The following is a 19,664-nucleotide window of genomic DNA, read 5'->3' as shown; positions in this document are numbered from 1 at the left end:
GGGTGATACAAATCAGCAAGATTTCACTTAGCCTGCCGCTAACCCTCTACACAGTGATCAGGAGTGCAATATCAGGTTATGCCGCAGATCGGTCGGTTTGAAATCAAGGAGAAGTTGGGTTCCGGGAGCCAGGGCTCGGTCTATCGATGTATCGATTCCGAGTTACGCCGCTCGGTGGCAATCAAGTTACTGGACCGCGTGATGCCGGGCGCCACCTCGATCCTGGACAGCCTGCTGAGCGAGGCGCGCACCATCAGTCAGATTCAGCATCCCAATATCGTCGCCATTTTTGACGTCGGCAATGAGCGGAAGCGACCCTACCTGGTATTTGAATTCGTCGAGGGCGAACTGTTGTCGGACCGCCTGCGGCAGGGGGCGCCGAGCCTGCAGGAGGCCCTGGATATCATCACCGGGATACTTTCAGGGATTGACCAGGTGCATCGCAAGGGCATCGTGCATCGGGATCTGAAACCGGCCAACATCATCCTCAACCGCGAGGGTACGCCCAAGGTGATGGATTTCGGTATCGCCCGGTTGCTTGGTGGCGCGGTGAACCCGGACGTGGAGCTGACCGGCACGCCACGCTATATGGCACCGGAATATATCGATCAGGGCACGGTGAGCCCGCAGGCGGATGTGTTTGCCCTGGGGGCGATCCTGTTCGAGCTGCTGACCGGCAAGGTGGCGTTCGACGCCCGCGATCAGCCGACCCTGCTGAAGCATATCCGCGATCTGGCCGTGGCCAATCCCTCCAGCTTCAATCCGGAAGTCAGTGAACAGCTCGACGGGATAGTGCAGAAGGCATTGGAAAAAGAGCCCGGTTCGCGGTTTGCCGATGCCGGGGAGATGCTGGGTGCGATCGTCGGTTATCGCAAGGGCGTCGATGAACTGACCGGGCAGGCGACCAAGGGGACAGTCGATTTTCTGCTGCGGCGGATGCAGCACAAGAGTGACTTTCCGGTGCTCGCGGAGTCCATTCGAACCCTCAACCGTCTGACCGCCTCGGATGACAAGGGGATGGATCACCTGGCCGGCATCATCATCCGCGACTTTGCCCTGGCCAGTAAGATACTCAAGGTGGTCAACTCGGCCTATTACAGTCGCTTCGCCGGGCGCATTGGCACCATCTCCCGGGCCATCGTGGTGCTCGGTATCCAAACCATCCGTTCCATCGCCGCCTCGCTGATCTTTTTTGAGCATCTGCACAACAAGACCCAGGCGATCAAACTCAAGAACGAGATCGCGGCGGCCATCTTCAGCGCCACCCTGGCACGCCAGGCGGCGGAAGACGCCGGGCTGGAGCATGTGGAGGAGGGCTTCCTTTGCGGCATGCTGCATACCCTGGGCAAGATTCTGGTCACCTATTATCTGAATGACGAGAGCGAGGAGATACAGCGTCTGGTCAGGACCGAATCGCTGCCCCAGGAGCAGGCCGAGCGCCGGGTGCTGGGCATGTCTTTTCAGGAGATGGGCATCGCTATCGCCGAACAGTGGAATTTTCCGGCCAGTATTACGCGGGGTATGGTCAAGGTGGACCCCGCTGCGCCGGGTGACCTTTTGGATAAGGATGTGAAATTGCGCCTGATCGCCAACTTCTCCAACGAGGCGACCCGGATCATCGGCGAAGCAGAGGATGGCGGTGAACAGCAGATCCGTCAGCTGCTGAAACGCTTTCGCCGCGGGTTGGCGATCAGTGAGCGCCGTTTCGACAGCATGCTGGAGGAGGCAAGAGCGGAGTTTGTCGAACTCAGCGGCAGCCTCACCGCCAAGGCGGCCAATGACCCGTTCATGCGCCGGCTGTCGCGGCCGGCCCATCCCGATACCGCGCCTGTGACCCAGGCGGGCAACGGGGGCAGCGGGCATCTGGAGGAAATCACCACCACGCTGGCGCTGGAGCCGTTGAAGCGACCTGTCGGCGAGGATCCGATCGCCGAAATCACCCCGGATGACCCGGCGATCAATGCCGAGATCGTGCTCGCCGAGGGGATGCAGGAGGTGACCGATATGCTGCTGGATGACACGACCAATATCATCCAGGTATTCAACGTGGTGCTGGAGACCATCTACCGTGCCCTGGCCTTCAACCGGGTGGTCCTCTGCCTGCAGGATCGCAACAATCAGGAGATCCAGGCGAAACTGGGGTTCGGCAGCGATATCGACAACTTCATCGCCGGTTTCCATTTTTCCCGCCAGTACAGCACGGATGTGTTTCATGCTGCCTTGAAGAATGGCGTGGATCTGGCGATCTCCAATACCGGTGACCCGAAGATCAGGGATGACCTGCCGCCGTGGTACACAAAGATCTCCAACGCCGGATCGTTTCTGATCTTTCCGCTGGTCATGAAACAGCGGCCCCTGGGCCTGATCTATGCCGATCATCCACAGCCGGACGGTATCGTGCTGACCGCCAAACAGCTCAACCTGATCAAGACCCTGCGCAACCAGTTGATTCTTGCATTCCGCTCGCGAATGTGAAAATGTTTCCGCACCGTAGTATTGGCAGGATCAAGGTCGTCCCCCATGTTGGAATATATCTTTTTCGATGAGCGCCCCTGGCAGAAATTCATTCTTTTTCTGGAGCGGAAGGGGCTGCAGCCGCTCTCGGCCAGCGAGGACCAGGGCTTCATGGTACGGCTGCCGGACGAGACCGACGACAGCCTGATGAATGACATCGAGGCCTATTACGACGAGATGCTGGATATGAACGAGGCGCTGTTCGTGGAACAGGCCGACGCCTCCGAGCATGTGCACGCCGCCGGGGTCAGTGTCAATCTCAGTGATGGACGGTCGGTGCAGGCGCTGGTGGATCCGGCCCTGCTGAACCGGATGCTCAGCGTACTCAGCACCGACGAACTGGGCCGCTTCATCAATGCCATCGTGGACGCCGTGGAGCATCCCGACGAGCGCTCGGTCTGCCGGCGGCTGTAACTCAGCCTTTGGCGGTCGGGGGATCGGTGGGTTACACGGCGCCCGGGCGTTGTTGCGGTCGGCCTGCGTCGTGCCCATGCGCCGCTAACCCACCCTACAATGGCAGATTTTATGTCGGTAGTATCGTGGTGCGGCGCGGTCACGCAAAACCGCTTGTAGGGGCAGGCCCCCGTGCCTGCCCGAGCGTGTAGGATGCAGTCCGGCCCGCTTAGGGGTAAAGGGCTATTGCCGTTGCGTCTCCACCTGCTCCAGCTTCGCCGCTTCCGCCGCTTCCGCCGCTTCCGCCGCCTGCGCCCTGCGCTCCTGCTTCTTCTGCTCCACCAGCTCGATGTATTGCTTCGGGGTGAGGGTGGCGGCCCATTCCGGGGACTCTTTCGGGGCGTAGTAGGCGTAGATGATGACGCCGATCAGCACCGCCAATATCAGAAGAAAGGGTTTCTGCTTCATTTTCGCTGTCCCGGGAGTCTGTCGGTCAAGCCCGACAGACTCCTAGCCGACCACACCAGATTGGGCGACTATAGCACGCCGCTCATTCGCGCAGGGTGATAATGGGCCAGCCGCGCTCGCGGGCATGCCGCGCCAGGGTTTCATCGGGATCGACCGCCACCGGGTGTTCCACCCGTTGCAGCAGGGGCAGGTCGTTGTGGGAGTCGCTGTAGAAGCTGCTCCCGGCCAGGTCCAGCCGATGCCGCCCCAGCCACTGATTCAGCCGGGTCACCTTGCCTTCCCGAAAACAGGGGGTCCCGGCCACGTTACCGGTATAGCGGCCGTCGACCATCTCCGGTTCGGTGGCGATCAGGTGTTCAACACCGAAGGCGGCGGCGATGGGCGCGGTCACGAAGGCGTTGGTGGCGGTGATGATCAGCAGGGTATCCCCGGCGGCCCGGTGCTTCTCCACCAGCGCCCGGGCGGCGGGTAGCAGGATGGGTTCGATCTTCTCCTGCATGAAGGCCTGGTGCCACTGTTGCAACTGGGCCGGGGAGTGCTCGCTCAACGGTTTGAGGGAGAAGCGCAGAAACTCGAAGATATCCAGCCGTCCCTCCTTGTATTCCTGGTAGAAGCGGTCGTTTTCGCGCTCGTACCACTCCCCATCCACAATGCCCTGCTCCGCCAGGAAGACGCCCCAGAGGTGATCCGAATCACCGTTGAGCAGGGTGTTGTCGAGATCGAAAATGGCTAAAGGCAAGGTCGCAGCTCCACTAAGAATGAGTGGCGTATTTTACCCCGGAAACCGGCAGCGGAAGCAATCCCTGGCCGGCCGGAATAGAAAAACTGGCGGTTGCGGCCGCGACGCCGCTCCCTGGTGGTTGCCGGAGTGCGGTGGAGTGTGGAACAATCAACTCAGTTTATTGATTCTTAAACAGGTTTTCCTTTGATTGATTCAGAAGGGTATAGACCTAACGTCGGCATCATACTGTGCAATAATCAGCGGCAACTTTTCTGGGGTAGACGGGTAGGGCAGGATGCCTGGCAGTTCCCTCAGGGTGGTATCAACGAAGGCGAGACACCCGAACAGGCGATGTTTCGCGAACTCGAGGAGGAGGTGGGGCTGCGTCGGCACCAGGTGGAGATCGTGGGTGTGACGACCGGCTGGCTCAAATACCGGTTACCGAAACGGTTTCTGCGCCACCACTGCAAACCGCTCTGCATAGGTCAGAAACAGCTCTGGTATCTGCTGCGGGTGCTGTGTGAAGAGACGGATTTCTGTCTCGACCACGCGCCCAAACCGGAATTTGACAGCTGGCGATGGGTAAAATATTGGCATCCTCTGCGTGAGGTCGTCTATTTCAAGCGCAAGGTCTATGTGCAGGCACTTGAGGAACTGGCACCCCTGCTATTTCCCGAGGGTGCCCCCACGCGCGCGCAGACCAACTTCCTGCGCCAGAACAGGCGATGACTGATGATGCTTGAAGTACTCCACCGGATTGTGCAGGAGGTCAACGCGGCGCCGGACCTTGGGGAGGCGCTGCGGCTGATCGTGCAGCGGGTGAGGCTGGCGATCAAGACCGACGTCTGTTCGGTCTATCTGACCGATTTCGACCGCCGTGAGCATGTGCTGCTGGCCACCGAGGGTCTGCGTCAGGAGGCGGTCGGCAAGGTCAGGCTGCCGATGCACCGGGGTCTGGTCGGCCTGGTCTGTGAGCGGGCCGAGCCGGTCAATCTGGACGACGCCACGGAACATCCCCGCTATCTCTTTATCCATGCCACCGGTGAAACCGAATACCGGGGGTTTCTCGGCGTGCCCATTATCCAGAACCGCAAGGTGCTGGGGGTGCTGGTGGTGCGCCAGGTGGAGTCTCGCAAATTCGGCGATGATGAGGTCACCTTCCTGTTTACCCTGGCGGCACAGCTGGCCGGTGCGATCACCCATGCCAGGGCCAGTGGCGAACTGACCCAGCTGCAGCCCACCCGCAGTCCACTGAACCGCTATCTCAGTGGCCAGCCGAGTGCGCCCGGGGTGGCCACCGGCAGCGCCGTGGTGGCCTATCAGCTGGCGGATCTTGACGCGGTGCCGGATCGGGCCACCAGCAACGCCCCGGCCGAGGTGGCCGCATTCAGGGAGGCGGTCGCCCTGACCCGGCAGGAGTTGCAACTGCTCAAGGTGCGGCTGTCGACCGAACTGCCGGTCGAGGAGCAGGCGCTGTTCGATGCGCTGCTGCTGATGCTGGAGAGCGACACCCTGGTCAGCCAGACCGTGGAGCGCATCGAGCAGGGGCAGTGGGCGCAGAGTGCGTTGCGCCATACCATCGAGACCCACGCCCGGGTGTTCGACAACATGGATGACATCTACCTGCGGGAGCGCGCCTCAGACATCCGTGATCTTGGCCGGCGCGTCCTGACCCATCTGCAGATGGATAAACCCCGGGAGATCACGTACCCGAAAAAAACCATCCTGGTGGGGGATGATATCAGTGCCGTGCAGCTGGCCGAGGTGCCGGCGGAACGGCTGGCCGGTATCGTCTCCGCCAAGGGCTCCAGCTCCTCCCATGTGGCCATCCTGGCGCGTGCCATGGGGGCTCCCGCGGTGATGGGTGTGACCGATCTGCCGGTGGGGCGGCTGGAAGGGCTGGATATCATCATCGACGGCTACCGTGGGCGGGTCTATGTCTCGCCCGATCCGTCGGTCAGCGACGAGTATTCCCGTCTGGCCCGGGAGGATTCCGAGATCTCCAGGGAGCTGGAGGCGATGAAGGGGCTGAAGGCGGAGACCACGGACGGGGTCGTGCTCCCGCTCCATCTCAATACCGGGCTGATATCGGATGTCATGACCGTGGGGCTGGAGGAGTCCGAAGGGGTCGGCCTGCACCGCACCGAGCTGCTCTATATCGTGCGTGACCGTTTCCCCGGCGAGGAGGTCCAGTTCGAGAGCTATCAGCAGCTGCTGGCCGTGTTCGCCCCGCGCCCGGTGATCCTGCGTACCCTGGATATCGGCGGCGACAAGCCGCTGCCCTACTTCCCGTTTGCCGAATCGAACCCGTTCCTCGGCTGGCGCGGGGTGCGCATCTCGCTGGATCATCCGGAGATCTTCATGACCCAGATCCGCGCCATGATGCGGGCCAATATCGGCCTGAATAATCTGCGCATCATGCTGCCGATGATCAGCAAGGTCTCGGAAGTGGATGAGCTGCAGATGTTGATCCGGCGTGCCCACGATGAGCTGCTGGAAGAGGGCCATGGGGTGGTGATGCCGCCGGTCGGGGTGATGATCGAGGTGCCGGCCGCGGTCTACCAGATCGGCGAGATTGCCCGCCGGGTCGATTTTCTCTCCGTGGGTACCAACGACCTGACCCAGTATCTGCTGGCGGTGGATCGCAACAATCCCCGCGTCGCCGCCATCTTTGACGATATGCATCCGGCGGTGTTGCAGGCACTGGTGCAGATTGTTGAGGGGGCGGCCCTCTACCGACGTCCGGTCAGTGTCTGTGGCGAACTGGCGGGCAATCCCCTGGCCGCAGTGTTGCTGCTCGGCATGGGCGTGGACAGCATCAGCATGAGTGCCGGCAGCCTGCTCAAGATCCGCTGGGTGATCCGCAGCTACAGCCGAGCCCGGGCCAAGAGCCTGCTGCAGGCGGCGCTGCGTATGACCGACGCCCGCCAAGTGCGTGAACTGATGGAAAAATCCCTCGACGAGATGGGCCTGGGCGGATTGATCCGGCCGGGCAAATAGCGCCCGAACCGGGAGGCGGCGCCCCCGTCGCGATGGGTTTCCCGCCCCGCGGTCACCGAGTCTAACCCTGGCAACGGAAGTCGTAGGATGCGGTGAGTGCAACGAACCGCATCAAGGTGGATCTGCCGCAGCCAACGCTGATTGGTGCGGTTCGCAGGCTCACCGGCACCCTACGCCCGTAAGCGAGCGACGCGCGACGTCTAACGGTACTGGCGCAGGTACCACCACTCGAACAATCGTTTCAGCCAGTGAAACACCCGCAGCTGCGGCAGGGCAATATTGAAATTCGGGGTGCGCGCCACCAGGCTGCCGCTGGTCTGGCTGTCGACGATGCAGAACAGCTCCACCTTGAAGGTCCGCACCGGTTGGCCTCCCTTGAGCTCAGTCAGCAGATTGGCCGCGGCGGCCTCCGCCTGCAGGTCGGCCATGTGCGCCTGTTTCGGCATCCACTCGGGGCCGGGGTAGCTGCCGGAATCGCCGGCCACGTAGACCCGCTCCATGCCGAGCACCCGGCACTGGGCATCCGCCTGGATCAGGCCGCCATCGGAGCGCGGCAGGTCGGTGTTGTCAAACCACTGGTTGCCGGTCATGCCGGGCATGAACAGGATCAGGTCGGCGTCGAATTCTCCCCCCTCGGTGATCACCTGGCGGTCGGTGAACTGTTTCATCTTGTGGCCCAGGTGGGTGTCGATGCCGCGTCGCTTCATCTCCCGCAGCAGGCCGCGCACCGCCTTGGGCCCGAGGCGTTGGCCGGGCTGCGCCGCCGGGCTGAAGAAGACCAGCTTAAACCGCTCCCGGCGGCCCTCGCGGCGCAGTTGCCGGTCGATACCGAAGAGGAATTCGAACATGGGTCCGCCGCGCATGGCCGAGGGTTCCTTCGGGTTGCCGGCGAAGCCGACCGCGATGGTGCCGCCCTGCAACGCCCGCAACCGGTCGCGGATCTCGATGGCCGCCGGGATCCCTTCGCAGGGGGTGATGGCGTGTTCGATGCCGGGCAGCTTTTTGATGAAGCGTCCGCCGGAGCAGATGATCAGACCGTCGTTTTCGATCCCGCCGCGGTCGGTCAACAGGGTGCGGCCCCCGGCTTCAAGCCCGCTGGCCGAGCCCTGGTGGAAATTCACCCGCATGCGCCGGAAGAAGTTGCCCAGGTCGATGCGCAGATCCTCGGGCCGGCGCAGCCCGGAAGAGATCCAGATGGTGCCGGGCAGATAGGTGAACTCGGGGGCCGGTGCCACCAGGGTGATCTCGGCGGCCGGATCGGCGGCGCGCAGTTTCTGCACGGCGGTCAGGGCGGCGAAGCCGGCCCCGACGAGGGTGATTCTGTTCATCGCTATACCTCGGGGATCTTGTTGTTGGCCGGGGGTGGCCCCGGTTGCTTTGGCGCCATTATATCGGTTTTGTCCGAGGTGTCCCCCTGGCATCGACGGGGTTTCACACCGGCGCCGCGGTTGATTTCATCGGCAACGACTCCATATTGGGGCCATGGCTTTGACCGTGGGTGCGGTATCTATCCGGGCAGTTGATCCGGTGGTGCCGTTTCCACTATTGTGCGTCTGCTACCCCGATCGACTACCCGGATTTACAGGCAACCCATGAAAAATTGGCAGGAGAGACAATTTTCACGGCCGCAGGCCGCCCTCCAGGGTGCGGCTCAGGGATGTGCCGCATGAACGCGCTCGACATCCGCGACCTGCGCAAGGTCTACAAAAACGGCTTTGAAGCACTGAAGGGGATAGACGTCAGCGTCGCGGAGGGTGACTTCTTCGCCCTGCTGGGACCGAACGGGGCCGGCAAGTCCACCGCCATCGGCATCATCAGTTCCCTGGTCAACAAGAGCTCCGGTCGGGTGGAGGTGTTCGGCCACGATCTGGACCGTGATCCCGAAGGGGTCAAGTCCTGTATCGGTCTGGTACCGCAGGAGTTCAACTTCAATATGTGGGAGCCGATCGGCGAGATCGTGGTCAATCAGGCCGGCTTCTACGGCATCCCCCGCAAGGAGGCGTGGCAGCGCGCCGAGGAGAGCCTGCGGCAGCTGGACCTGTGGGACAAGCGCCTGCAGATGTCGCGCACCCTGTCGGGCGGCATGAAGCGCCGGCTGATGATCGCCCGGGCCCTGGTGCACCGGCCGAAACTGCTGATCCTGGATGAGCCGACCGCCGGGGTGGATATCGAGATCCGCCGCTCCATGTGGGAGTTCATGAGCGAGCTGAACCGCCAGGGGACCACCATTATCCTCACCACCCATTATCTGGAGGAGGCGGAGAGCCTCTGTCGCAATATCGCCATTATCAATCAGGGGCGTATCGTGGAGCACTCGCGCATGGACCAACTGCTGCATCAGCTGCACACCGAGACCTTCGTGCTGAACCTGCGCGACCGCATCACGGAACTGCCGCGGCTGCAGGGGTTTGAACTGAAACGGCTGGATGAGCAGCGGGTCGAGGTGGCGGTGAGCAGTGGCCAGAGCATCAATCAGCTGTTTGAACAGCTCTCCTCCCAGGGGCTCGGGGTCACCTCGCTGCGCAACAAGCAGAACCGCCTGGAACAGCTGTTCATGAACATGGTGGAGAGCGCGCGCAACGGGGCGCCCCAATGACCCGTTACAGCCGCTACTGGACCGCCTTTCGGACCATCTTTACCAAGGAGTTGCTGCGTTTTACCCGGATCTGGCTGCAGACCATCCTGCCGCCGGTGATCACCACGGTGCTCTATTACATCATCTTCGGCAACCTGATCGGCTCGCGCATCGGCGAGATGGACGGTTTCCGTTATATCGATTTCATCGTGCCTGGGCTGATCCTGATGGCGGTGATCACCAACTCCTACTCCAATGTGGTCTCCTCCTTCTTCAGCAGCAAGTTCCAGCGCCATGTGGAGGAGCTGATCATCTCGCCGGTGCCCAACTGGGTGATCCTCGGCGGTTACGTGGCCGGTGGCGTGGCCCGGGGGGTGATGGTGGGGATTGCCGTCACTGCCGTGTCGCTGTTCTTCACCGATATCCAGGTGCAGAGCTACGGCTGGACCCTGACGGTGTTCACCCTCACCGCGATCCTGTTCTCCCTGGCCGGCTTCATCAACGCGGTGTATGCCAACAGCTTCGACGACATCTCCATCATTCCCACCTTCGTGCTCACCCCGCTGACCTATCTGGGCGGCGTGTTCTACTCCATCAACATGCTGCCCCAGATCTGGCAGCAGATCTCCCTGGCCAATCCCATACTCTATATGGTCAACGCCTTCCGCTACGGCCTGCTCGGGGTGTCGGATATCCACATGGGTGTGGCCCTCGGGATAGTCATCCTGTTTATCATTGCGCTCACCGGCTTCAGCCTCTATCTGCTCAACCGGGGTATCGGCATCAAGAGTTAGGAGTCTGTCGGGTTTGACGGCAGCAGCAGGCTGAATTCCACGGCGGAGTGCGAGTCGAGGGTACGTGCCTCGGCATGCCCGCCGTGAAACTCACTGATCAGCCGTACCAGATAGAGTCCCAGGCCCATGTGGGGTTCGCTGGCGCCGTTTTTACGTATGGAAACCATGGAGGCAAACAGCTCCCGCTCCATCCCCTCGGGGAGGGGCGGGCCGATGTTGCGGACGCTCAGCCGCACCAGGCGCCGCTCTGTTTTTTTCAATATCAGCCGGATGGCGCTGCCGGGTTGATGGAAATCGACCGCATTGCTGATCAATTTATCCAGCGCCTGGCTGATCAGATCGGGGGCGCCGCGGATGATTACCGGCGCTTGGCAGCGGTCGAGTTCGAAAGTGACATCCGGAAAGGCGCTTCGATACCCCTCCAGGGCCATCTCCAGCAGGGCCCCGAGATCGAACGGCGCCAGTTCCGTCTGCAGCAGCTGCTGTTCCAGCCGGGTCGCTTCACGCATGCGGTGCAGGATCAGCCCGAGCCGCTCAATCCCCTCCTGGGCGCGCAGCAGATAGCGTTGCCGGTCGCCCTCCGCCGGGTCGCTCTGGAGGTTTTCCAGGGAAGAGCGGACGATGGTCAGCGGGGTTCGGAACTCATGGGCGAGCCGCGAGGCCATCGCCTCCAGGTAACGGTTGTACTCCGCGAGTCGATTCAGCACACCCGAGAAACTGCGGCTCAGATCACCGATTTCATCGGCCGATTGATCCGCTGACAGCGTGCCCTGAATCCTGCCGTCGCTGGTAACCGCCGTTTCAATGCGCTGGCTGAGCCGGCGGATACGGGTGGTCAGCAGAGTGGCAAAACCGAGAATGGCGAGCCCGACGAACAGAAACAGCAGCAGGGTGGTACCGGTGATCTGCTCCAGTGCCCGGTTCTGCAGGCTCAGTATCCGGTTGGTGGTCTGTTCCACCAGCACGGCCCCGGCCACTCCGGCGGATGACTGGATCGGCCAGGCGGCGGAGAGGATGACCGCGCGCCCATCCGGCGTGTTCCTGCGTCGCGACCGTGGTTGGCCGGCCAGGGCGGCGTCGATCTCACCGCCCTCCAGGCGGGCGCTGCGGGTGAAGTCATCCTGGAAGTGCTCGCTGGGCTGGTCCAGGACCAGGCGCATCAACGGCTGCAGGGGGGAGAGCCGCACCGCTTCATCGGACTCGGTCACCGCCTCCGGAGGCTGCAGGCGCCCGCGCCGGGCCAACACCAGACGCTGGTTGTTGACCACCCAGATACGGGCATTCTCGTGTTCCAGGCCGCCGATCAGGCGACCGATCTCCGGGTCCGGCCGCACCAGGCGGCCCAGTCGGGTGGGCTGGCCGTCGCCGGTGGAGCTGACCAGGCGACGCGCCAGCGGTTGGGCCGGATCGTCCAGGTCCGCCACGGTGATGGCGATGCGCTCCCCCAGCAGGTAGCGGGGAATGCGCATTTCCAGGGTGTAGCCGCGCTCCGAGGTCTGCCACTCGCCCTGGATCCGGTCCTCACGCCCGATCGGTTCGGCGCTGCTACCGGAGGGGGCCGGCAGTCGGCGGGCGGTGACCCAGCCGGGGGCGGTCGAGGCCATACGGTAACGGCTGACCACGCCGTCCGCGGCGCCCAGGGTGATGTCGACATAATCGCCCTGGTCCAGCCGGACGCTGCCCGGCGGGTGGTGCAGCACCTGCTGGTCATTCACCCGGAGCAACAGATAGAGGTGACCGGCGTCCTCGCCCAGGATGCTTTCGAACAGCCACTCCCCCTCGGCAGGATAACGCTGCAGGTTGCCCAGGTAGGGCAGCCAATCCTCGGTGTAGCCATCCAGCTGGATCGGCTGCTCCAACCGGTTGACATACTGCAGGGGGATGCCCGCGTCGGCCTGTTCGCCATCCCGGGTGGAGTTGATAATGGCGGGACTGTTGTGGAGGATGGCGGCCACCGCCTGGGCCGTGCCCAGCAGCATGGTCTCCTGGGTCTGGCGCAGAAACCGCTCGGTCTCCTGGATATAGCGATACCCGGCCCAGGGAATGGCCAGCAGGGAGAGAGAGACCAGCAGCAGCTTGAAGCGGATGCTCTGGAAGAAACCGCGCCTGGGGGTCATTCCGGTGCGGGCGACGTGGCGCTGTTCCAGCGATAGCCGATGCCGTAGACGGTCTCGATGGCGTCGAAGTGGCGGTCACACTCCTCGAACTTGCGCCGGATGCGTTTGATGTGGGTGCTGATGCTGGTGGCGTCCACCAGGATGTTGGCGGCATCCATCAGCTGATCCCGGCTGCGCACGTGGCCGGGGCGCTGGCCGAGCGCATGCACGAACCAGAACTCGGTCAGGGTCAGCTCGATGGGGGTGCCCCGCCAGCTCACCTGCAACCGGTCCAGATCCAGTCTCAGCTCGCCGCGCAATAGCACCTTCTCCTCCCGGACCGGCTGCTGCATCGCCTCCATGCGCCGGAACAGGGCCGAGATACGCGCCGCCAGATGGGCCAGACTGATCTCCTTGGTGAGATAGTCGTCGGCGCCCAGGCGCAGGCCGGAGACGGTGTCCAGCTCGCTGTCCCGGGCGGTGAGAAAGATGATCGGCAGGGTGGTGGAGCGGGCGCGCAGCTCACGACACAGGGTAAAGCCCCCCTCCATCTCGTCATTCAGGCCGATATCCAGGATCGCCAGGTCGGGCAGGCGCTGGCGGAAGGCGTCATTGGCCTCCTGGCGTGTGGCGTAACCCTTCACCTCGTAGCCGTGGCGGCGCAGCAGGTCGGCGTAGTTTTCCCGGATGGCGGGTTCGTCTTCAACAATCGCAATCAGTTTCTTCATGGTGTCCGGGCATGGCTTTTGCCGCTCACTCTACACCATATTCGGGCCGCTCATAAGTGGGAGCCTTCGCTACAGCTGCCGCCGCTCCCGCTCCCGCAGCGGGATCACGGGAGCCGGCTGGCGATCCTGGGGGAAGCAGTGGTTGAGCAGGAAGGCGACGATCGCATCCGGTTGATTGAGATTCAGCACCGGGATGTGGCAGGGTGGGGTGGCGAGGCGGTCATCCGTGGCGATGGCGATGATATCGGGGTCGTCCGGGTAGAGCAGCCGTTTGCCGAGACTGGGACGGTGCAGCTCGATCTTCGGAAAACGCTCCTTTTTGAACCCCTCCACCAGGACCAGATCCAGGGTGGTGGGGTCCAGGACCTTGAGCAGTTCGGCGAGGGTTGGCTCATAGGTCAGCCGTTCCGGCAGTTCGGTGATCAGGGCGATGCGGTTACGCGACGCCACCAGCATCTGCTCCGCCCCCGCCTTGCGTAGCCGGTAGCTGTCCTTCTCCCGGTGGTCGATCTCGAACCGGTGATGGGCGTGCTTGATGGCACCGATGCGTAGCCCCTGGCGTTTCAACAGCGGCAGCAGTCGGGTCAGCAGGGTGGTTTTCCCGGTGCCACTGAAGGCGCTGAAACCGATGAGCGGGAGCGGAAATTCAATCATACGTCTGATCTCCTGGCCGAATTTCGCGGCGCCGATCGAGGGTTTGGCGGTTGACCGCTTTTAACCACAAAGAGCAATAACAGTGCCAATGGGTCTGCAGGGGGTGGTTTGATTATTGCTTTGCATTCCCGCTGACCGCTTGGAAGAAAATCCACAAAATGGGCGGTTTGTCAGAGGGAATGGGCCTGTTTGGCCGGGGTGAGGAGGGAAAGGAGGGGCTACAGCCCGCGACAAGGTCAGATTGTCTTGGTCCACCTGCTGGCAATTGCGTCAAAATGTCCCATACTTCGTGAGCGCGACACGGATTTTTCGCAGTCGTTCAGGGTGAAACCTGACAGGCTCCCGGGATCGGTGTGGGTTGATCGGTCTTGCGTAAGCAATAGAACAATGAGATGTCGAGGAGTCCGTCGGACTCCTAGAGGACACCCCTGTTTTTTCTTATCGAATTTTCGGACTCCAGAAGAAGGTGATGAAGGTGGGAGAGCATGTAATGGATACCCTCGAGGTGGAATCAAGTACCCGCATGACCTCGGTATTGATTGTGGATGATGAGCCGGGCATACGCAGTTTCCTGCAGCGTGGCCTGCAGAAGTATTTTGGCCTGGTGGAGACCGCGGAGAGCGCCACCGCCGCCGAGATACTGCATGAGCGCTGCTATTTTGATCTGATCATTGCCGACATCCGCTTGCCGGGGCGTACCGGTGTCGAATGGGTGGCCGAATTGCGGGAGCAGGGGGCCGCGACCGGCGTGATCTTCATGACCGCCTATGCCGACCTGGAGACCGCCATCGCCGCGCTGCGCGCCGGCGCGGAGGATTTCATTATGAAGCCTTTTCGTATGGAGCAGATGATGGCCTCGGTGCAACGTTACATGGAGCGCCAGAAGATGCAGCGGGAGAACTTTGTGCTGCGTCGCCAGGTGGATCACCTGTTCGACAAGTCGGGCATGGTGGGGGAGTGCGAACTGATCCGCAATCTCTGCCAGGTGATCAAGCGGGTGGCGCCCATGCCGTCCACGGTGCTGATCGAGGGTGAGTCCGGGACGGGCAAGGAGCTGGCGGCGCGGGCCATCCATGAGTGGAGCGGCCGCCCCGGCAGTTTTGTGCCGGTGAATTGCAGCGCCATCTCGGCGGAGTTGCTGGAGAGTGAGCTGTTCGGCCATATCAAGGGGGCCTTTACCGGGGCCCACCAGGCGCGTGAGGGGCTCTTCACCTACGCCAACGAGGGGACCCTGTTTCTGGATGAGATCGGCGAGATGCCGCTCTCCATGCAGGCGCATCTGTTGCGGGTGCTGGAAGAGCGCACGGTACGCCCGGTGGGTTCCAACAAGGAGGTGCCGGTGGCAGTGCGGATCATCGCGGCCACCAACCGCGATCTGAGTGAGCTGGTGCGTAGCGGGACGTTTCGTGAGGATCTCTTCTACCGGTTGAATGTGCTCTCGATCCGCATGCCGTCGCTGCGGGAACGGTTGGGAGATATCCCGGTGCTGACGGACCATTTCAGCCGCTCCCTGGCGGCTGAGCTGGGCGTCGAACCGCCGGCGTTTTCGCCCACCGACCTGGCCTGCCTGGGCAGTTACGACTGGCCGGGAAATGTGCGCGAGCTGAAAAATGTGATCGAGCGCTGCCTGCTGCTCAACAGCACCCCGAGCCAGTGTCTGGGCAAACCGGTGGCCGGCGGTGAAGCGGTCGCCGCGGCGGACGCCGTCGGCGATCTGCAGCTGGAGAGCGTGGAGAAGCGGCATATCCTGCGGGTGCTGGAGAGCGAGGGGGGCAACAAATCCGCTGCTGCCCGGCTGCTGGGCATCTCCCGCAAGACCCTGGAGCGGAAAATCCAGGTCTGGGGGATGGTGGGGTAGAGATGAATGGCACTTACTTAAAGCGAATCGCAGGATTTTCGTCATTCCGGCGCAGGCCGGACAAAAGCGCGAAGCGCGTTGAACGACTGAAAGTCGGCCCGAAGGGTGAGCGAAGCGAATAATCCAGGAATACCACCACCATTAAGCAGTCTGGATGCCATCCTTAGGTCCGTAAACGGTGCATCCCTGCACCACTCCTCCGGCCTGCGCCGGGATGACGGTAGTTCTTGGCTTAAGTAAGTGTCATTCGGGTAGAGATCGATTATTTTTCCAGAATAAGGCAGAGCGGATGGGGAAACCGAATCTGTTTTTAAAAGTGATCGCGCGGATCCAGGGGACGTTGCGTTACAAGCTGCTGACCCTGGTGCTGTTCCCGATCGTGCTGATCATGCCGATTGCGCTGGTGCTGGCCATCTACTGGGGGGCCAGCACCACTTACGCTCAGCTTTATCTCAAGGTGAACACGGATCTTTCGGTCTCCCATGATATTTTTCGCCGCATCCGCGAGGATTATCTGGCCCAGCTGGGGCGGCTGACCGAATCCTACGCCTTCCGCACCGCCCTGGAGGCGCAACAACTCGACGCGGTCCAGGCCCAGCTGGCGGCACTGAAACGGTCGGCGGGATTTAGCTACCTGCGTCTGCTGGATCGTCGCGGTAACCTGTATGGCGGTCCGGCGGACGGCCCGGTGCCGGCAAAGTCGTCCCCGTCCCTGGTGGCGGCGCTGAGTGGCGAGCCTCGGGTGGCGGTGGAGATTTTCGACCAGGCCGAGCTGGAACGGATATCCCCCGTGCTGGCGCGGCACTACCGGCTGCCGCTGATCGACACCGACAAGGCCCGACCCACGCGCAGAAACACCGAAGACCGGGCGATGATGATCCGCGCGCTGCACCCGGTGGCGGATACCCAGGGCCGGCTGGTGGCGGTGGTGGAGGGGGCGGTCTCCCTGAACGGGAATTTCGCCTTTGTCGATACCATTCGTGACCTGGTGTATGGGCCCGGGAGCCTGCCGGAGGGGAGTATCGGCACGGTGACCGTGTTTCTCGATGATGTGCGCATCACCACCAATGTGCCGCTGCGTCCGGGAGAGCGGGCACTGGGTACCCGGGTCTCCAACGAGGTGCGCAGCCAGGTGCTGGACCGGGGCGAGGTGTGGATCGACAGCGCCTTCGTGGTCAACGACTGGTATCTCTCGGCCTATGAGCCGATCGAGGACGTGCACGGTCAACGGGTCGGCATGCTCTATGCCGGGTTTCTGGAGGAGCCGTTCCGAACGGCACTGTGGCGGGCGCTGGGGATGCTGGTGCTGCTGTTTCTGCTGCTGATGGGGATCTCCTCGCTGCTGGCGGTGGTGGGGGCCAAGTCGATATTCAAGCCGCTGGAGAAGATGAGCCAGGTGGTCCGGGCCACCCGCGCGGGGGGTGCGCGGCGGGTCGGTGCGCTCGCCTCGCGCGACGAGATCGGCGAGCTGGCGCGCGAGTTCGATGCGATGCTGGACCTGCTGGCGGAGCGCAGCCGGCAGATCCAGGCCTGGGCCGACCAGCTGGAACACAAAGTCGAAGAGCGCACCGCCGAACTGCAGAGCAAGAACCAGGACCTGCAACGCACCATCCGCGCCCTGCGGGAGACGCGCCAGCAGCTGGTGGTGGCGGAGAAACTGGCGGCGCTGGGGGAACTCACCGCCGGGGTGGCCCACGAGATCAACAACCCGGCCGCGGTGATGCTCGGCAATCTGGATCTGATCACAGCCGAGCTCGGACCGGCCATCAAACCGGTGGAGCAGGAGATCCGCCTGGTGATGGAGCAGATCTACCGGATCAAGGATATCGTCAACAATCTGCTGCAGTATGCGCGTCCCGACGAGTATGCCGGTTACCTGGCCCAGGTGGACGTTAACGGCGTGGTCGAGCACACCCTGGCACTGGTCAGGCATCTGCGCAAGCAGCGGGAGTTCGTCATCAACCTGTCGTTGCAGGCGACAGTTAGCGTGGAGATCAACGAACAGGAGCTGCAGCAGGTCATTGTCAATCTGGTGGTGAATGCGGTCCATGCCCTTCCTGCCGGGGGTGGCGAGATCGAGATCAGCACTCGCGACTGGAAGGGGCAGGGGGTGGTCATCCGGGTCCAGGACAATGGCATGGGGATGGATGACGAGGCGATCGGCCGGGTCTTCAATCCCTTTTTCAGCACCAAGCGCGAGGGCGAGGGCAGCGGCCTCGGCCTCTCGGTCAGTTACGGCCTGATCCGGCGCTACGGCGGCAATATCACCGTCACATCGAGCCCGGGCGAGGGCGCCTGCTTCTGCGTCTGGCTGTTGAGCGAGCCGGTCATGGCGAGCGATGAAGAGACCATCGAGGAGCAGTTGCATGCCCTGCTCTAGGAACCGGGCGAATCAGTACCGTGTGCCTTTGCGCGGCTAACCCACCCTGCGACCCGTCTCAAGCAACGCTGAGCTGCTGCGGAAAGCCCGGAGAATCGGGCTCGAATCGGCGTTAAGCTATAGTTTTTATAGGATATTCGCCGCAATCCTCCCGTGGAGAGTAGGCGCGGGGTGGGGTACCGGGATATGATCCCGGCAGCGGATACCACGAAACTGATCGAACAAGGGTGGCGTTATGACAGATGAGCACGGTTTATTCATTGAGCAGGAGCTCGAGAAGCTGGACAAGCAGCGTCGGGAGATACTGGATCAGCACACCCGGCTGCTGGAAAAGAATGCTTATCTGATCCAGTGGGGGCTGGTGGTCTCCGCCATGCTGGCCGATGGCACCATCACAGTGGATGAGTGGAGTACCCGCTGTTTCCAGTACCTTGAAGGCGAGCGTCTGGGCATCGCCTTGAAGGGGCTCAACGCTCCCGAATAGCGCTACCTTCCTCCCCGGTCGCTCTACTCATCCCCCCAGACCAGCTCACCGGCACCCTCCAGATCGTAGCCGTTCAAGATATCCGCCATGGCCTGGCAGGGTTGGGATTTCAGCCGCGCCAGGAGATCCTGAAACAGCCGCCTGAACCAGATCGCCCGGGGCAGCGCCAGATCGAATGAAACCCAGCCGAAGGGGATGAATCCCATGCCATATTCGGTTGCGCTGGCCCGGGTACCGGGTGCGATATCGGCCCGCTGCATGGCGATCGCGGCGGCGGCTTGGCGCTCGGACAGCGCGGTAAGCGCCCCGTTCAACTGATCCTTGTTGATCCCGTAGTGACTCAACAGCTCCAGCAGGAAACGCTGCGCCCCCGACCCGGTCTGGCGCAGCACCCAGCGGTGTCCGGGATTGAACAGCTGACGCGGGTTATCGAGCCGCTCGGCAAGCTCCCGACGGATTACCAGTCCCTGTTCCCGTTTGAAGGCGCGGATCAGCACCCACTGGCGATGTTGCGAGTACTGGCTCAGCAGTGCCGGATGGCGCACGTGACTCTCCGCTTCCGGTCCCCAGTGAATGCCGGCGGCGTCCACCCGGTTGGCCTGCAACAGATCCAGCCCCAGCCGGGTGCTGGTGGGCGTATAGCTGATCAGGGCGTGGGCTCCCGACTCCCGGGCGAACTCCTGGATCAGGTGGTAGAGCAGAGGGTCCTCGCCGCCGGAAATCACCAGGCGATCGCTGAGCAGGCCGCCATGGGTGGAGTCCAGCATCCAGCGGTCCACCAGTTCGCGTGGAAACATCCATTTGCCGGTGATCTTGGTGGCGGGGATACCGCCTTCGTTGATCAGCGAATAGATCTTTTTCTCATTCAGGTGCAGGTACTCGGCCACCTGTTTGACGCTCATGAATACATCGTTGTGGGGTGACGTCACGGCAGCCATCAATGAATTCCCTGTCTCCATGGGGTGAGTCCTTCGATATCAGGCAAAATTCGTACCGCAC

The 19,664-nt window shown here is 62.5% G+C and carries 16 protein-coding genes; 9 read left to right on the top strand and 7 right to left on the bottom strand.

The genetic code is table 11. From position 1 onward, the window contains the following. Positions 1–78 precede the first annotated feature (78 nt). Together O9K64_RS16540 and O9K64_RS16535 are read left to right on the top strand one after the other, a co-directional pair. Entirely contained in the window at positions 79–2,475 is a 2,397-nt protein-coding gene (locus tag O9K64_RS16540) for a serine/threonine protein kinase (RefSeq protein WP_275099205.1), read from the top strand. Positions 2,476–2,520: 45 nt separating this feature from the next. Next, on the top strand, positions 2,521–2,928 hold the full coding sequence (locus tag O9K64_RS16535; protein WP_275099204.1) for a hypothetical protein: 408 nt from the start codon (positions 2,521–2,523) through the stop codon (positions 2,926–2,928). Positions 2,929–3,150: 222 nt separating this feature from the next. On the opposite strand, the gene O9K64_RS16530 is transcribed toward O9K64_RS16535, so the two are convergent. Together O9K64_RS16530 and O9K64_RS16525 are read right to left on the bottom strand one after the other, a co-directional pair. Beyond that, a complete protein-coding gene (locus O9K64_RS16530; RefSeq protein WP_275099203.1) occupies positions 3,151–3,375 on the bottom strand; it encodes an aldehyde dehydrogenase in 225 nt (74 codons plus the stop codon). 82 nt (positions 3,376–3,457) lie between these two features. Further along, on the bottom strand, positions 3,458–4,114 hold the full coding sequence (locus tag O9K64_RS16525; RefSeq protein ID WP_275099202.1) for an HAD family hydrolase: 657 nt from the start codon (positions 4,112–4,114) through the stop codon (positions 3,458–3,460). Positions 4,115–4,300: 186 nt separating this feature from the next. On the opposite strand from O9K64_RS16525, the gene O9K64_RS16520 reads away from it, so the two are divergent. Next, entirely contained in the window at positions 4,301–4,825 is a 525-nt protein-coding gene (locus tag O9K64_RS16520; RefSeq protein WP_275099201.1) for an RNA pyrophosphohydrolase, read from the top strand. 6 nt (positions 4,826–4,831) lie between these two features. Beyond that, positions 4,832–7,096, top strand: a complete 2,265-nt coding sequence (ptsP, locus tag O9K64_RS16515; protein WP_275099224.1) for a phosphoenolpyruvate--protein phosphotransferase — start codon at positions 4,832–4,834, stop codon at positions 7,094–7,096. 200 nt (positions 7,097–7,296) lie between these two features. On the opposite strand, the gene O9K64_RS16510 is transcribed toward ptsP, so the two are convergent. Then, positions 7,297–8,424, bottom strand: a complete 1,128-nt coding sequence (locus O9K64_RS16510; RefSeq protein WP_275099200.1) for an NAD(P)/FAD-dependent oxidoreductase — start codon at positions 8,422–8,424, stop codon at positions 7,297–7,299. A 338-nt stretch (positions 8,425–8,762) separates the two neighbouring features. Here O9K64_RS16510 and O9K64_RS16505 point away from each other — a divergent pair, with 338 nt between their 5' ends. After that, positions 8,763–9,692 (top strand): ABC transporter ATP-binding protein, encoded by a 930-nt coding sequence (locus O9K64_RS16505; RefSeq protein WP_275099199.1) that lies wholly within the window; start codon positions 8,763–8,765, stop codon positions 9,690–9,692. Beyond that, positions 9,689–10,465, top strand: a complete 777-nt coding sequence (locus O9K64_RS16500; RefSeq protein WP_275099198.1) for an ABC transporter permease — start codon at positions 9,689–9,691, stop codon at positions 10,463–10,465. The genes O9K64_RS16505 and O9K64_RS16500 overlap by 4 nt, the downstream gene beginning before the upstream one ends. Here the strand turns inward: O9K64_RS16500 and pdsS are convergent. The 3 genes from pdsS to mobB all read right to left on the bottom strand — a co-directional run bounded on the left by pdsS (position 10,462) and on the right by mobB (position 13,943). Next, positions 10,462–12,582: a proteobacterial dedicated sortase system histidine kinase gene (pdsS, locus tag O9K64_RS16495; protein ID WP_275099197.1), complete on the bottom strand. Its 2,121-nt coding sequence runs from the start codon at positions 12,580–12,582 to the stop codon at positions 10,462–10,464. The genes O9K64_RS16500 and pdsS overlap by 4 nt on opposite strands. Further along, positions 12,579–13,289, bottom strand: coding sequence for a proteobacterial dedicated sortase system response regulator (gene pdsR / locus O9K64_RS16490; RefSeq protein WP_275099196.1), 711 nt, complete (start codon positions 13,287–13,289; stop codon positions 12,579–12,581). The genes pdsS and pdsR overlap by 4 nt, the downstream gene beginning before the upstream one ends. Positions 13,290–13,358: 69 nt before the next feature. After that, positions 13,359–13,943 (bottom strand): molybdopterin-guanine dinucleotide biosynthesis protein B, encoded by a 585-nt coding sequence (mobB, locus tag O9K64_RS16485; RefSeq protein ID WP_275099195.1) that lies wholly within the window; start codon positions 13,941–13,943, stop codon positions 13,359–13,361. 490 nt (positions 13,944–14,433) lie between these two features. Here mobB and O9K64_RS16480 point away from each other — a divergent pair, with 490 nt between their 5' ends. The 3 genes from O9K64_RS16480 (at position 14,434) to O9K64_RS16470 (ending at position 18,665) form a co-directional block, all read left to right on the top strand. Beyond that, on the top strand, positions 14,434–15,801 hold the full coding sequence (locus O9K64_RS16480; RefSeq protein ID WP_275099194.1) for a sigma-54-dependent transcriptional regulator: 1,368 nt from the start codon (positions 14,434–14,436) through the stop codon (positions 15,799–15,801). Between the two features lie 289 nt (positions 15,802–16,090). After that, positions 16,091–18,181: a sensor histidine kinase gene (locus O9K64_RS16475; protein ID WP_275099193.1), complete on the top strand. Its 2,091-nt coding sequence runs from the start codon at positions 16,091–16,093 to the stop codon at positions 18,179–18,181. A gap of 235 nt (positions 18,182–18,416) precedes the next feature. Further along, positions 18,417–18,665, top strand: a complete 249-nt coding sequence (locus O9K64_RS16470; protein WP_275099192.1) for a hypothetical protein — start codon at positions 18,417–18,419, stop codon at positions 18,663–18,665. Between the two features lie 23 nt (positions 18,666–18,688). Here the strand turns inward: O9K64_RS16470 and O9K64_RS16465 are convergent, their stop codons facing one another. Then, a complete protein-coding gene (locus O9K64_RS16465) occupies positions 18,689–19,603 on the bottom strand; it encodes a helix-turn-helix transcriptional regulator (protein WP_275099191.1) in 915 nt (304 codons plus the stop codon). Positions 19,604–19,664 lie beyond the last annotated feature (61 nt).

Origin of the sequence: Sedimenticola hydrogenitrophicus (assembly GCF_029017505.1) — a bacterium.
Taxonomy (GTDB): Bacteria; Pseudomonadota; Gammaproteobacteria; order Chromatiales; family Chromatiaceae; genus Sedimenticola; species Sedimenticola hydrogenitrophicus_A.
Note: the sequence above shows the minus strand (reverse complement) of the source record. Positions and strands in the feature narration are given on the sequence as shown.

Coding starts and splice junctions, on each gene's coding strand:
- O9K64_RS16540 (WP_275099205.1), top strand. CDS start 79: ATGCCGCAGATCGGTCGGTTTGAAATCAAGGAGAAGTTGGGTTCCGGG.
- O9K64_RS16535 (WP_275099204.1), top strand. CDS start 2,521: ATGTTGGAATATATCTTTTTCGATGAGCGCCCCTGGCAGAAATTCATT.
- O9K64_RS16530 (WP_275099203.1), bottom strand. CDS start 3,375: ATGAAGCAGAAACCCTTTCTTCTGATATTGGCGGTGCTGATCGGCGTC.
- ptsP (WP_275099224.1), top strand. CDS start 4,832: ATGCTTGAAGTACTCCACCGGATTGTGCAGGAGGTCAACGCGGCGCCG.
- O9K64_RS16510 (WP_275099200.1), bottom strand. CDS start 8,424: ATGAACAGAATCACCCTCGTCGGGGCCGGCTTCGCCGCCCTGACCGCC.
- O9K64_RS16505 (WP_275099199.1), top strand. CDS start 8,763: ATGAACGCGCTCGACATCCGCGACCTGCGCAAGGTCTACAAAAACGGC.
- O9K64_RS16500 (WP_275099198.1), top strand. CDS start 9,689: ATGACCCGTTACAGCCGCTACTGGACCGCCTTTCGGACCATCTTTACC.
- pdsS (WP_275099197.1), bottom strand. CDS start 12,582: ATGACCCCCAGGCGCGGTTTCTTCCAGAGCATCCGCTTCAAGCTGCTG.
- pdsR (WP_275099196.1), bottom strand. CDS start 13,289: ATGAAGAAACTGATTGCGATTGTTGAAGACGAACCCGCCATCCGGGAA.
- mobB (WP_275099195.1), bottom strand. CDS start 13,943: ATGATTGAATTTCCGCTCCCGCTCATCGGTTTCAGCGCCTTCAGTGGC.
- O9K64_RS16480 (WP_275099194.1), top strand. CDS start 14,434: ATGGATACCCTCGAGGTGGAATCAAGTACCCGCATGACCTCGGTATTG.
- O9K64_RS16475 (WP_275099193.1), top strand. CDS start 16,091: ATGGGGAAACCGAATCTGTTTTTAAAAGTGATCGCGCGGATCCAGGGG.
- O9K64_RS16470 (WP_275099192.1), top strand. CDS start 18,417: ATGACAGATGAGCACGGTTTATTCATTGAGCAGGAGCTCGAGAAGCTG.
- O9K64_RS16465 (WP_275099191.1), bottom strand. CDS start 19,603: ATGGCTGCCGTGACGTCACCCCACAACGATGTATTCATGAGCGTCAAA.